Origin of the sequence: Gardnerella sp. DNF01199S (assembly GCF_049244155.1) — a bacterium.
In the GTDB taxonomy this organism is placed as follows: Bacteria; Actinomycetota; Actinomycetes; order Actinomycetales; family Bifidobacteriaceae; genus Bifidobacterium; species Bifidobacterium piotii.
This window is the reverse complement of the sequence record NZ_CP058380.1, coordinates 398,156-412,266: the sequence shown is the minus strand read 5'-3', so window position 1 is coordinate 412,266 and position 14,111 is coordinate 398,156. Positions and strand designations below refer to the sequence as shown.

Below are 14,111 nucleotides of genomic sequence, written 5' to 3'. Positions count from 1 at the left end.
CTCCGACTAGTCTAAAATCACGCCTTCAATAAGCTTTGTGATTAAATCGCTGTAACTTATTCCGGTTGCTTCCCAAGCTTTTGGATACATGGAAATTGGCGTAAATCCAGGCATTGTGTTGATTTCGTTAAGGATTACGCGGCCGTCTTTAGTTACAAAAGAGTCCACGCGACTTAGCCCTCTGCCGTCTGCCGCTTTGAATGCTGCGAGCGCCGTTTTGCGCACGCGCTGCAAAGTCTCTTCTGGCAAATCTGCTGGCACTTCCACGTGCGAAGCCGCAGAATCCATGTATTTGCTGTCAAAATCGTAGAACTGGTCTTCTCCAGCTTCGCGCTTGTCGAGCACAACCTCTCCAGGCCAGCTGGCTTTTGGCTCTTCGCCGTCGCGCGCTGCAAGAACAGCGCACTCAATTTCTCGCGCGTCAATTCCTTGCTCTATCAATACTCGCCAATCGTGCTTTGAAGCCTCAAAAACGGCATCTGCTAAGGCCTTGGCATCGCGCGTTTCTATTTTTGTAACTCCAAAACTAGACCCTGCACGGCTTGGCTTTACAAAAAGCGGATACTCTAGTTTTTCTTCTTCAACCTGCTCAAGAATTTCGTTTGCATACGCGTCGAAGCGATTTGCCGCGTCGCTTGCAAACTTGCGTGCATCCAGCGCAATTCCAGGAGCCACAGCAATTCCCGCCGCCTTAAAAAGCTGCTTTGCGTAGTATTTATCCATGCACGCAGCAGATGCCAAAACTCCGCAACCAACGTACGGAACTTGCATCATTTCTAGCAAGCCTTGCAAAGTGCCGTCTTCGCCATTCGGGCCGTGAAGAACTGGGAAAACAGCGTCAATATGACCTAAGCTCGTAAGCATGCCATCCGCCTCTCGCACCAAAAATCCGTCGGCGCCCTTTGCTGGGTCAAGCACAACATCGCGCGTTTCCGCTGTTTTTGTGATTACTGGCAGCTCGCCTTGCTCCATGCGGAAGTTTCGCGGATCTTCGCCACCAACAATCCACTCGCCTTGCTTTGTGATTGCAATGCGTACGATTTCAAATCGACTTTCGTCTACAGCACTGAGCACTCCAGCGGCCGATATGCAAGAAATCGAATGTTCGTCTGCTTTACCGCCATACAAGAACACTACACGCTTTTTCGTCATTTTTTTCCTTTATATTATTTTGAATTATTTATATATTTTGAATTATTTTAGTTATCTTTGATTATTTTGAATTATCTAAGCGCGCTGCTTTCGCAACTGCTACTTTCGTGCTTCACTACTCTTCGCAAACATCGTTATCAAAAAGCATTGCAAGCATCTCTTGGCAAGAGATTCCTTCTTCCAGCACGCGAGCCATTGCGCTTGCAAGCGGAGTTGCAACTCCCAAACGCTTGCCCATTGCTACAACCGCGCTAGTAGTTGGAACGCCTTCCGCAACGCCATTACTCACAGCGGTTGCTTCTTCAACGCTCATGCCTTTTCCAAGATTTGATCCAAAAGTGTAGTTGCGGCTTAGAGGAGATCCGCAAGTTGCCACTAAATCGCCAAAGCCTGCAAGTCCTGCAAAAGTGCGAGAATCCGCGCCTTCCGCAACGCCCAATGCCGTCAACTCTGCAAGACCGCGCGTTTCAATCATCGCTGCTGTATTTTCGCCATAACCCGCTCCTCGAGCCATGCCAACTGCGAGCGCAACAACGTTTTTAAGCGATCCGCACATTTCTACGCCAATCACATCTGTTGAAACAAACGCCTTAAAGTAGCTGTTTGAGCAAGCTTTTGCAACCACTTCGGCATTTGTGCGATTCTCGCACGCAACAACCGCCGCCGCATGCTGCCTTAGTGCCACTTCTTTGCTTAAGTTTGGCCCAGATAGCGCTGCAAAACGGTTGCGCGGTAAGTTCAAAGCTTCGCACACAACCTCGTCCATGCGCTTGCCTGTAGATCGCTCAATGCCTTTCATAAGCGAAACAACAATCGCATTTTGCGGAATCTTGCAAACAAATTCTTCGAGTGCAACGCGCGCAAACTGTGCTGCAATCGCAACTACTACAATGTCTGCGTTTGCTACGGCTTCTGCGCGATCCCCCGTAGCTGTAATGTTTTCTGGCAAACGCTCTACGATTGGCAGCCTAACTTCGTTGCGGTGATTGCTACGAATGCCTTCAACAATTTGCGGCTCTATAGCCCACATTGTCACTTGATTTCCCGCGTCTGCAAGCACCTGCCCAAACGCGGTACCCCAAGCTCCAGCACCCAACACCGTAACGTTCATGTTTACGCCTAGCCTTTCGATTTATGAGTTTGTAAACTACTTTGGTCGTAAGCCATTTGTAGCGATTTACAACTAGTCAAGTTATAGTCAACTTAGTCAACTCGTAGCAAACTTAGTTAATTTGTAGTCAACTTAGTCAACTTTTAATCACACTATTACATAATTCTACACAGTGCGCTTTACGGGCATTTTGTGAAGACTTTATTAGTGATTTATTAGTGATTTGCTTACGATTTTCTAATGATTTATCACTGATTCATCAACGATTTATCGCTTATCGAATCGCAAATTTACAATCGCTATTCTTTCACTCTTTTCATAAGCTTGTAATCGAAGTATCCAGCTGGCGATTTTTCGCCGCGAATCTCTTCCATAATTTCCGTCATGCGCACGCGTACGCGACGAGCCAATTCGGCAGCAGATTCCATAGGCGGCAAATCGCCCCAATTTTCCATATCTTTTAGAAGATCCGAATAGTCAAGACGCGCATCGTAGCACATTACAACGTTTTTCTTTGGCCACGGCCACCAATGATTAATGCTTGCAGCACCCCACGTAACAGCGCAAAATAGCGGAATTTGATGTCCAAGCCTGCGCGATGCTTCGAGCGCAATAATGCCAATTCCTGGCTTCATGCTCATAGGCCATTTTTGAGGGTCGCGCGTAACTGTTCCTTCTGGCCATACGCTAAGCGGCCTGCCGTTTGTTAGGATTTTAATCGATTCTTCTTCGATTTCGCGCGCTTTTCCGCTTCTGCGCGGAACTGGTTGCATGCCAACAAGCTGAAACCATTTTCCCATGATTGGCCAATTCGCAAGCTCTGCTTTTGCCATGTATCGCGGACGGCGGCCTTGGTGGAATAGAGACGTCATTGGCACAAAAACGTCGAACATTGTAACGTGCGTGCAAGCGGTTATAAACACGCCTTCTTCTGGCACATTCTCTAATCCCCACGCGCGCACTTTACAACGAGATCTAAGCACGCGAGACGTTCCTTCAAGCAGCCGTTCGGTTGCCTTTGGATTTTGCGCGTTGATTTCTGCCGTATTTGGCGTACGCGCTCCCGTTGGGTAGTAATAAGTAGGGTCAACTAACTTGTGTGCGCGCGCTAAGCGTTCTACTTGCTCATCGCTGAGCGGCTTAACTGCGCTTCTAGGCGAAGGTTTTCCTTTAGATACCATACGTCTATTGTGCCGCAAACTATAAACCGCAAAATATTCCATAAGCACACTACATGATTACGCCAGACGCTGTAGAGATTCGAGATTTTTCGCAGCGGATGAAGCGAACCTCAGCATGAAATGGTGATTCGCTGAAGTAGCAAGAAAAATCGAGAATCTCGGTGATGAAAGCTACGCAATTGTTCTAGACATTCAGAAGGTTTGATGTATTTCTATACGAGCAATAAAAGAGGAGCGTAGCGACGGGACTTGCGAGGAGAGAAATACTCAAACCTCGCGCAACAGCAAATAGAGAAAATCGCTCGCGCGGATTAGCCGCGCTCACGTCTTCGCCGCGCAGAAGCAATGCTTCTGCCTTGAGCGGCTCAGCGCTTTGAAGGAGCTTGAAATGCATTATGCAATTTCAAGCTCAGTCAAATCGTGCAACGACTGATCGTAGTTTCGGCACAATCCTCGCTACCAACCCGTGTTTAGGCGAGCACACCCACGCTAGAACAAACATAAAAGTCGCAACCAAAACGATTGTTCCGCCAGTGGCAGTGTCTAAACTCCAAGACAAGTACATTCCAAGAATCGAAGAAGCGCACCCAATAGCAGGCGCTAAAATCATCATCTTTCCAAGTCGGTCGGTAAGCAATCGCGCAGTCGCCGCAGGCGTAATCAAAAGCGCTAAAACAAGCACGTTTCCAATTATTTGCACAGATACTACTACAGCAATCGCAACTAAAACGTATAGCATTCCATCCAACCACGCTACTGGCAACCCCATTGCGCGGCTTGTTTCGCGGTCCATCGAAACGCATACTAGCTCTTTGTGGAACATCATTAAAAGCGTTACGATTATTAGCCCTGTTATTGCTACTACAGCAATGTCGGAGTCTGGGATTCCTGTAATGGAGCCAAATAGGAACGATTCCAGGGATCCTGCATAGCCCGAAGCTTTTGATATTACTACGATTCCGAGCGCAAAGGCAGACACAAAAAATACGCCTATAAACGAGTCTTCGCGAAGCCTGCGATTTTGGCTAAATATTGATACGATTAGCGCGGTTGCAACTCCTGCGAGCGCGCCGCCAAACAGCAAGTTTCCTTGCAAAACAAACGCGATTGCGAGTCCTGGGAAAACGGAGTGCGCTACTGCGTCTCCAATAAACGCCATTCCGCGTAGCACTACGTAGCATCCAACTACGCCGCAAATTACGCTAGAAAGGCACGCCACTATAAGCGCTTTGAGTAAAAACCAAAGGTCTGGGTTTGTAAGGTCTTGTATAAAGTCGATTGGAGATAGCATTATTTTTCTACCACACTTTCATGCGCCATAACGCGCTCAACTGCTTTGATTAGTGGATTTTGCGGAGCTACGTGGAAGGTTCGTACCCACTGTTCTGTTTGCAAATTTTGCGGCTCATCGTCGCCCACAATAGTGCCATCAAATAGCATTATTCTCGAGCATGAGTTAATTGAGCCAATAATGTCGTGCGAGCTCATCAAAATCGCTTCTCCCGACTTTGCTAAGTCCAAAAAAAGACTCGTGAGCAGCTCTTGAGTAGGCATGTCTAAGCCTGTAAATGGCTCGTCTAAAAGCATTAATCGCGGCTGCCCTGCAAGAGCGCGCGCAACGAGTACGCGCTGCCTTTGGCCGCCCGAAAGCTCTCCGATTGTGCGATCTCTAAAATCCGCCATTCCTGTGCGCTCAAGAGAATCAAGCGCTATCTTGTAATCCTCTGTTTTTGCACGACGAACGTAGCCAATATGACGAATGCGGCCCATCATTACTACGTCTAGTACGGAAAGTGGGAAATCCCACGCAATATCGTGGCGTTGCGGCACGTATCCAACGTTACTTACTCGCGAATTATTCAAAGATTCATCGCTTTTACTAGCGTGCACTTCGAGTTTTCCAGAATGCGGTATTAGCCCCATAATCGCGCGGAAAAGCGTTGTTTTTCCAGCTCCATTTGCGCCAAGAAGCCCCACAAATTCGCCACTTTTAATCGTAAACGAAACGTCTTTTACAATCGTGCGACTGCCGTAACTTACGCTTAAGTTTTGCGCGTTTATAACATTATTCGCGTCCATATTTGCGTCCAGGTTCGTGTCCATATTTCCCTCGTCAATCTTCATCACTTAAATCCAACTTAAATCCAACATAAATCCACCATCAATCTCACTTCAAACACTTTGCCAAAGAATCCGCATTCGCTCGCATCATATCCGCATAAGTTCGCACTTTAGAATCGAAAGCGTCTCCATAAATCGGGCAAACTTTTACGTGCGCTTGCGCCGCAAGCTCTTTAAGCACAGACGAACGCGAGATCAAATTCGGCTCCAAAAACACAGCTGGAATCTCTAAATCGCGCAAAATCTGCTGCAATCTACGCCTATCTTGCACACTCGGCTCGCTCGAAGGATTAATCGTTACAAATCCTGCAATATTCACGCCGTAAGTCTTACCCAAGTACGCAAAAGCGTCGTGCGTTGTAACCAAATTGCGCTTCTCTTTTGGTATTGACGCAACTTTTTTGCGCATATAAGCGTCTACATCTAACAACTTGTTAATGTATCGGTCCGCATTTTCGCGATATTTACGAGCATTTTTAGGGTCCACTTCGCAAAGGCGATCTGCGATTGTGCGCACGTATGCTATGCCATTTTTTACGGATTGCCACAAATGCGGGTCAATGTCTCCGTGAACGTGCTTTCCTAAAACTGCTTGCGGCAGCTGATAAATCTTCTGCCTTGCAGCTCCCAAAAACCTGTATCCTTGCTCGGCTGGTATCTCTTTTAGTGCGTTAGTTGGCACTTCTACAACAACATCTTGCGGCTTGTAATACACGCGTTTTGGCGCAGCGGAGCGTTTTTCTTGCAAAGTATCTACGCGGTACACAAATCCGCGTTTTGCTAAGTCGTAAGCTAAATCTGCATGACCTTTGTTTAGCACTACGCTAGCTCCACGTTTTTTGGCTATTTTTTGCGCGTTTATGCCTACAGCAAATCGCATTTTGGTGTTTCCAAGGCTAGAAACTACCTCGTTTTGCGCGTTTAGCATATCGGCGTGCAAGTCAAGAGTGTATTCGCCTGGCTTGCTAAACGCCCAGCTTAAATGCGTGTGCGCGTCTGCTGGCAAGTCTACATGGTCGTTTGCGCTTATGCCGTTTGCGCTGTTAAAGTATGTTTCTACGCTTCCAAAAGTGCCAGTCAAATATGCAAATAGCGCGCCAGGCCCCTTTACTTTTGTTGCTGTTAAGCGTATTCTGTCGGAGCGCTTCATGTTGTATGCGTTAGGCTTTATTACAGTCGCGCGACCTTCTTTTGTTGCCGTAGATGGCGCATTCGATTGCAAAGATTGACCCGACTTTTCTAGTTGGCTATCTTGTTTTGAATTTGTTTTTGTTTTATTGAGATTGTTTAGCGAAGCTAACTCACCAGCCGCCGCCGAGGGCGATTCTTCCGCACGCTTTTGCGTATTTTCACTTGTAGCGCCTTGCGCGCTATGCGCTTCCTCGCTCGGTTGCGCAGCCATGCGTTCTGTAGCAAGCCCTAGCCAAATCGTGTCTAAAGACACGTCTTCTATCATCGGAATAATATCCGCCGCGTGCTTAACGCTTTCTTCCGCAAGTTGCACATTTGGCACGCCTTTTCGCAAATTAGCGTCCAAAGCTGTAATTACGCCGTGTTCTTCAAGCATCATGTAATTGCTAAAAGCAACATCCGCGTACACAACGTCTCTAATTGAGCGCAAACGCGGCTCGTACGAATGCGGATCCGCGTTATCTGGCACAATCGCGCTCACATTTGCCGCGTCTCCTGCCACATTCGCAACCATATCTCGCAAAACGCCTGTAGTTGTAACTACATTAATGCGACCATCGCGATGTACTGCACGATTCCCATTAGCACTACCACAAGCAGAAAGCGGCAAAATAAGCGCAACGGCTGCAATTGCAGCAAGCGAAGAGAACAAAGTTTGCTTTACTTTTTTGGGCTTACGAATCACCCTTACACACTCCTACTACTAATAGCGCAACAACCAGTTGAAGCTAACAAGTCCACGCTTGTGTAGATACCAAATTCCTGCACCCAAAACGCCAAGCACAGCAATAATTCCACCAGCAAGAAGCGAATAAGCAAGTGAAGGATTTCGCTTAAATAATCCTGTTACACCTTTTGCTTCAGACTTCACAACATCGTCATTATCGTTCAACTTCTGTCGGTACAAACTTTTAGCAAGTCTCTTGTTACTAATTTTTGAAACAAGACCTTTATGCTTTTTAGCTTTTCTTGGCAATTGTTTTCCAGAGTGTGAATTATTTGATCCAAAACCACGACCACCAACAAAAGAATTTCCACCACCAACGGCACCTATTCCATGGCCGCCATTATTTCCGCCGGAACGAGGCAAATTAGCAGGTTTTGGTGGATTATAAGGTGCAGAAGGATCAACCTTTTTGCCTTGTGTATCCTTTCTTTCATTACCTTCGCCGCCGTCAGCATACCCCATTGGTGTTTCTTGTGGATCTACACCGACAGCAACATGAATATTGCGAGTTACTGTAGAATTCCCGTCAGAAGCTTGGAATTGCAATGTGTAATATCCCGGTTCGTCGAAATCCCAATTCGCATGAGCATGCGTATTTGCAGGTATCGTATAATCTGTTGCTCCTTGAGTGGAGAAAATCTCTTGATCTCCACCGCCCAAGCCGCCAAACATCCAGACACGTACATTTCCAGGACCTTCAACTCCTGTTAGGCTCAATTGAGTTGGCTTATGCGGATTCATAGACTGATTATTCCAACCCATCCATGGCACACCATCAATTTGTGTTTGCGGTATACGATACACGCCGTTAGTTTTACCAGCATCACCAACTGCGAATACAACTGTATCCGGGTCTCTAAAGACGTGGCTTCCTGTCACATCTTCTTGCACAGCCATATCAACTTTATTTGAATCGCCAGTATATACAGCAATATCAACGTGACCATGATCTATAACAAGTTTGTCGCCCTTGATGTCTTTGAACTTTGTCACAGCAGATTGCTGACTTTGAGAAACTTGCTTTCCGTTTTTAGCGTTATGTTCCCCATTAATAAGAACACCGTTATTACTTCCAAGAAGTCCTTGTTGTTGCATTTTTGCTCCAGGCCATGGAGTCACATACACAGTGTTGTTGTTACCATTAATGAAGAAAGATCCGTTACTTTGTTGCACATTAATGCTGTGATCCTCACTTTGAGAATCATCATTATCATCTGAATCTTCTTCGTCGTCTTCGCCACCGTCAAAAGATGCGCCATCATAATCAGCAAAATCCCCAGCTGTTACATCATGATTAGTGACGTGGAATGTATAGACTTGCTCAGAACTTTGCTCCTCGTCACCAACGGTAGTAGTAGCCTTCATTTTTAGCTTGTACACACCAGGACGGTTAAAAGACCAATACATGTGCGAATGCTTTCCACTACCACCATCATCAGTAATGTCAACATCTTTCGGCCAGTTTTCAGCAGAGCCGAGCATTTTCTCATAATCGTCACCGCTGCGACTGTACATAAAAACTTCGCCGTTGTGGGGTGCTTCGATACCAGTTAATGACAGTTTGACTGTTGGATTAATTTTTGTAGAACCAGCTCCCTCATATAACGGTCTAGTATCTAAACCAGGCCATAATGCACCAGTATTTCCAGCTCCAGATTGATCAAAGAACCAGACTACACCTTCGCGAGTTGTTGCGTAGATTTCTTTTATTATCGGATCGTTCTCATCTTTGGAAAACTGCATGATATTTTTAGAGCCGACTTCAAAAATAAGTCGATTCGTATCATACCGAGTGCCATTATGATCTTCACTTTCAAACGCATCGCCCAAGGTACCTAATACCATGCGCTTGCTTGTAACATCAAAGAAAGTTGCAAAAACGTCAGTATGACCTTTATACGCGTGGCATATTGTAGCTTTACTATCAGCCGCAGGTTGCGAAGCAGTTTTATCTAAGCGAGCAGCGGCACACGCTTCAAAATTAGCTTTCTTTATTTCGGCAAAATCTTTAGAAGATTTCTTTCCGCTTACAACAGTTGCGTCACTACCATTGTCAGCAAAAGCCGTGGGAGTTCCCATCATCATGCCACACAAGCACACGCCCACCAACAAAGCGCGAGATAATTTCTTTATACTATTACGAACCATTTTCGTCACACCATTATTTCCACTGAGTACCATCAGATTGCATATTGTCTGATTGAGAATATTGAGAATTATTAATTGGTGACATTATTGTCGTTTCTTGATTACTCACTAGATTTGACACAGTATTGTCACCATTTGCATTATTCACAGAATTTGCATTATTTGCATACTGTTGATTAGCTTGTGCAGAAACTTGCTTAGCAAGCGCAAGATTTCGTGCTTTCTTGCTTTTAACTACAGCTATTAGTACAAAAATCACAATAATTACGGCAATAATAGCCACGAAAATACCTACGATTTGAAGAACTAAAGCTGTATCGTCACTTTTTTCAGATACTTTGTGAGAATGCTTATGCTTGTTGTGAAGGAGTTCGCGATGATGATTAGCTTCATCTTTTTCGGATTCATCGTTATCTTCTTCATCTTGACCCTCTTCATCGCCCTCGTTGCCACTTGCTCCAGCAGCACTCGCACCTAAAGCAGCATTAGGATCGGTATTATCTCCAACCGCAAAATTAAGAACACGCGTATCGCTTACTGCGCGTCCATTTTTAAGCTTTCCTGAAAAAGTAAGCTTCACATGATAAATTCCAGGCTTAGAAAACACCCAATTCACGTGAGTATGAGCGTTGGCTTCAATCCAGCTGTTTTGCGGATATCCTTTAGTACTATCCCAAAGTTGCTGTGGATTGTTGTTGCCATTTTCTAAGTAAACATGCAGTTTACCCGGGCCGCTTACTCCTTCAAGAGAAAAGTTTGCACCGCGATCGAGCTCGTTAAGCACGCCACCTTCCTGCGTATTCCAACCAAGCCATGGCACATCAGGATTTTGAGTTTGTGGAATTACGTAAAGCTTGGTTCCAGGCTTTTCGCCAATAAAACTGTAGGCAGCATCATCAGGCATAGGAATTATTGAATTGCTACCTAATTTAAATACCACATTTTCTGGGTCTCGCCACACTGGTTCGTCACCAGTATCATCGCGAATCTTCAATTTCCATTTGCCGTCGATTAGCGTTGGTCCAAAATCAGCATGACCTGCTTGAATCATAACTGGCTGATTGCCTTCATTAGCATAAGCAGTTTCCTGCATTGGATTTGGTACACATAAAGATGCAACCAAAGTTACTAAAGAAAATATGAGTGCAAGCAACGCAGTAGAATATACATGCTTTCGTTTTACTTGCAATGTTTCATTTTGTTTGTAATTCATTATTTAAACTTTCTAGTAATAATACGAATATTATTTACAACAATTTCAATTTAGAACGTATCAATGCTCCGCATGCGCCAGTTATTGTGCATAAGCCGACGCTCGCACCTGAAGCTGCAACCGCAACCCACTTAGTCGAGGAACCATCACCTTTTGTATCATCTGAATCATCTTCATACGCTTCATCAGATTCTTCGTTGTATTGCCTTGCACCTTGCAAAGCATGACGTTCAGTATTCTTAACAAAATCAGAGTTATTGACAGAACTATTTTTAGACTTATTGCCAGAATTATTATCTGTTCTTACGAAATTACGAATAGTCTGTCCACTTTTCTTAGAGCTCTTGTTCTTAGTATGAGTTCCGCCAGAAGTTCGTCGCGATGAATTATGTAACGATGTTCCGCTTGAATTTTCTGTTCTTGTAAAAGAACTAGAACCAGAACTAGCACCATTTTGCGTATTATTTTTAGAATTATTCTTACGATTAGTGCGGTTAGTCTTATTGCGATTCTTCTTTGTGCGCTTGAATTTTCTGTTGGATTTCTTAAAGAAATTAGATTCGAATTGGAATCCACCATTAGAACTAGATCCAAATAGTCCCGAATTTGCAGTGCCGCCGAATACACCTTTCAAAAAGTTCTTTCCACCAACAAAATGCTTAGTCTTATTTTTGCGCTTATTACGACGCTTCTCATGGTGCTTTTTCCCGTGAGGGTTCTCATCATCTTCAGAATCAGAACCACTTTGACCATCATCGCCATCATGGTTATGAGAGTGAGGAACCCCTTTCATCTCAATAACATAATCGCAAAACTCATCAAACATTTTATTACGGTAAAGTTCACCGTTCTTTAAAACTAAGGAAGGACGAATCGTTGCACCTTGCATTGACGCATCAAGTTTTAGCTCCAACTTGCTGTTCACGGCACCAGGAATGCGCTTAAATTCGCTTTCTCCTTCCTTTTTTATCAACCAAACATAATCTTTAACAATGGAAGTTACTGGACTTGTCGGATCGTCAATTGGCGCACCGGTAACACCGTCGGTTGCAACATGAGGGTTAAGCAATAATGTTTTCGCGTGTAAAGTATCCCCTGGTTTGAAACGCTTATAAGGAGCAATTGCTTTTACTACAGGATGTCCGTCAGCACCGTGATCTTCAACGGCGATGGTTGCAGACGCAGTATCTTTGCCAACTTGCGTTTCACCTTCAGTTGCGTGAGCATACACTTTCATCTTGTTCATTGCAGGCTCAGCTGGAAGCTGCAATCTCTCAGCAAAAAGAGTGGTTCCATACGCGTCAGGACCTTCGTCAGCACGCACATATCTCCACTCAATACGAGCGCCCTTTGGTTTGTTAACTACTTTTAAGTCTAAACCACCATAACCTTCGTATGAATGATAATGCGGATGAGGTCCGGAATCACGAATATTGCCGATGCGCATATCGCCGCCATCGTCTTTATCCGTGTCTTTATGATCTTTGGAAGCTTCGTGCGCTTCTTCATCATCGTCAGGATTAATAAAATCACCGCGACGGTGCAAATCAAGCGTTTCCGTAATGCCAGAAGCAGGTACTTCGCCTGAATATGTATCTTCTACTTCAAAAGTGTATTCTGCAGGTTCGGTTGTGATCTGCTTCTTAGTGTTCTTATTTGTAATAGTTGCTGCTACTTTTAGTTTGTAAACGCCAGGCTGCGTAAATCCCCAGTTTGCATGCACGTGGCCAGCAGTATGTTGGTGAATTACGCCAGGTAGCATAAATCGACTGCCATCAGTATCAGGTTCGTCGTCTAAATCGTTCTCTTCAAACGATAATTTCTTCGAATTTTTACCAGCACCATCGGTAGTCCAAAGCAGAATGCGCCCGTTCATTGGTCCAGTAACTTGCTGAATTGCAATATCTGCTGTTGCGTCATCTGCGTGAGGTGCGCCAACTAAAGTTGCAGCATAACCTGTGTCCCAACCCGGGAAGAGAGGATTTCCTTTTTGATTTCCGGAGCTATCGAGATAGTAGTATTCAGTAGCGAGCGCAGGAAGCTGCGATTTTGTAGTATACGTGTTTTTTGCTACGTGCAAAGTAGTGTTTTCAGGCTTTAAGAAAGTGGCACCGTCTTTTTCGACGGCCATAATGAACTTACCATTGTATTGAATTGGGTAAAATACGTCCGTATGGCCGTGACTTAGCACTTCCTTTTTTGTAGGATCGTATTTTTCACCAGGATTACTATTTTCTAATGCAACTGCCGGTAAAGCTGCACTAAATCCTGATGCGAGCACGGCAATGGCAAGTATTGCAACACTTGCCATTGCAAAAGCACGTTTCACAATATTCCTAATGACCTTAGTCATAATTATTATTTCGCTCTCTACACTTCATCTTCTCTATTTCGCCTATTCGCGCTCTTCTTTCACGAATGACTATGGAAGACATCTTTACAACGTCTATCAATAATAATAATGATTCTCATTAATAGTCAAGTCGACACTCCGAATAAACAAAAACGCTGGCAGCTCAAAGCAACCAGCGTCGATTATTTTTAATAACTATTTATTAATTATTTAAATAGTTTGTAGCTAAAATTCTCAGCCTTCTACAATATCTGCATTAAGACAAGTCTTAAAGTGACGCAAAGCCCACTCGTGACCTTGTGGATCAAAGCTTGCAACTGCATCTTTGTGAACCACAATCTTGAAGCCAAGATTATACGCATCAACAGCAGTGTGGAGTAAGCAAATATCCGTGCAAACTCCCACCAAATGCAGCTCCTCAATATGACGTTCGCGCAGCTTAATCAGCAAATCCGTGCCATTAAACGAAGAGTAGCGAGTTTTATGAATGTAATACACGTTGCTTTTATCTTTATTTGCCTCATAAAAATCACCAAGAGTTCCATAGATCTCCTGACCATGAGTTCCAGCAATATTGTGAGGTGGGAAAAGCTTAGTTTCTGGATGATACGGGTCGTTTAGATGATGCGTATCGATTGCAAAAACCACGAATTCACCAGCATCAAGAAATTCTTGTGATATCTCTGTAATGCGCTTCTCGAGCTTTTGTGCAGGCTCTCCTACTGTAAGCGAGCCGTCATTTGCAACGAAATCATTCGTGTAATCAATGTTAATAAGAGCCTTTTTCATACATACTTCCGTTTAATCAGTTTAATTGTGTTAAAGCTACACTTACACATTACTCTTTAGACTAACAAGATTCTTTACACTAACATGTTTTGATACAATCGCACTATGGCAGCTTTTCGCTTTTT

At 44.5% G+C, this 14,111-nt stretch carries 10 protein-coding genes; all 10 read right to left on the bottom strand.

Going from position 1 to position 14,111, the window contains the following annotated elements; translation table 11 throughout:
• Window positions 1-6: 6 nt before the first annotated feature.
• The 10 genes from HXT45_RS01650 to HXT45_RS01605 all read right to left on the bottom strand — a co-directional run bounded on the left by HXT45_RS01650 (window position 7) and on the right by HXT45_RS01605 (window position 13,986).
• Complete coding sequence (locus HXT45_RS01650; protein ID WP_421782024.1) at window positions 7-1,152, bottom strand: D-alanine--D-alanine ligase family protein; 1,146 nt, start codon at window positions 1,150-1,152, stop codon at window positions 7-9.
• A gap of 115 nt (window positions 1,153-1,267) precedes the next feature.
• Window positions 1,268-2,263 carry an NAD(P)H-dependent glycerol-3-phosphate dehydrogenase gene (locus HXT45_RS01645; RefSeq protein WP_128831884.1) on the bottom strand — a complete coding sequence of 332 codons (996 nt, stop codon included), beginning with the start codon at window positions 2,261-2,263 and terminating at the stop codon, window positions 1,268-1,270.
• Between the two features lie 299 nt (window positions 2,264-2,562).
• Entirely contained in the window at window positions 2,563-3,444 is an 882-nt protein-coding gene (locus HXT45_RS01640) for a lysophospholipid acyltransferase family protein (protein ID WP_421782022.1), read from the bottom strand.
• A gap of 409 nt (window positions 3,445-3,853) precedes the next feature.
• A complete protein-coding gene (locus HXT45_RS01635) occupies window positions 3,854-4,735 on the bottom strand; it encodes an anchored repeat-type ABC transporter permease subunit (RefSeq protein ID WP_004129803.1) in 882 nt (293 codons plus the stop codon).
• Window positions 4,735-5,568, bottom strand: coding sequence for an anchored repeat-type ABC transporter ATP-binding subunit (locus tag HXT45_RS01630; RefSeq protein WP_421782264.1), 834 nt, complete (start codon window positions 5,566-5,568; stop codon window positions 4,735-4,737). The genes HXT45_RS01635 and HXT45_RS01630 overlap by 1 nt, the downstream gene beginning before the upstream one ends.
• A 43-nt stretch (window positions 5,569-5,611) precedes the next feature.
• Window positions 5,612-7,441 (bottom strand): anchored repeat ABC transporter, substrate-binding protein, encoded by a 1,830-nt coding sequence (locus HXT45_RS01625; protein ID WP_115761696.1) that lies wholly within the window; start codon window positions 7,439-7,441, stop codon window positions 5,612-5,614.
• Between the two features lie 18 nt (window positions 7,442-7,459).
• On the bottom strand, window positions 7,460-9,631 hold the full coding sequence (locus tag HXT45_RS01620; RefSeq protein WP_172534976.1) for a choice-of-anchor M domain-containing protein: 2,172 nt from the start codon (window positions 9,629-9,631) through the stop codon (window positions 7,460-7,462).
• 13 nt (window positions 9,632-9,644) lie between these two features.
• Entirely contained in the window at window positions 9,645-10,844 is a 1,200-nt protein-coding gene (locus HXT45_RS01615) for a TIGR03773 family transporter-associated surface protein (protein ID WP_115761695.1), read from the bottom strand.
• A gap of 34 nt (window positions 10,845-10,878) precedes the next feature.
• Entirely contained in the window at window positions 10,879-13,197 is a 2,319-nt protein-coding gene (locus tag HXT45_RS01610; protein WP_115757410.1) for a choice-of-anchor M domain-containing protein, read from the bottom strand.
• Window positions 13,198-13,431: 234 nt separating this feature from the next.
• On the bottom strand, window positions 13,432-13,986 hold the full coding sequence (locus tag HXT45_RS01605) for a cysteine hydrolase family protein (protein WP_421782019.1): 555 nt from the start codon (window positions 13,984-13,986) through the stop codon (window positions 13,432-13,434).
• Between the last annotated feature and the right edge of the window lie 125 nt (window positions 13,987-14,111).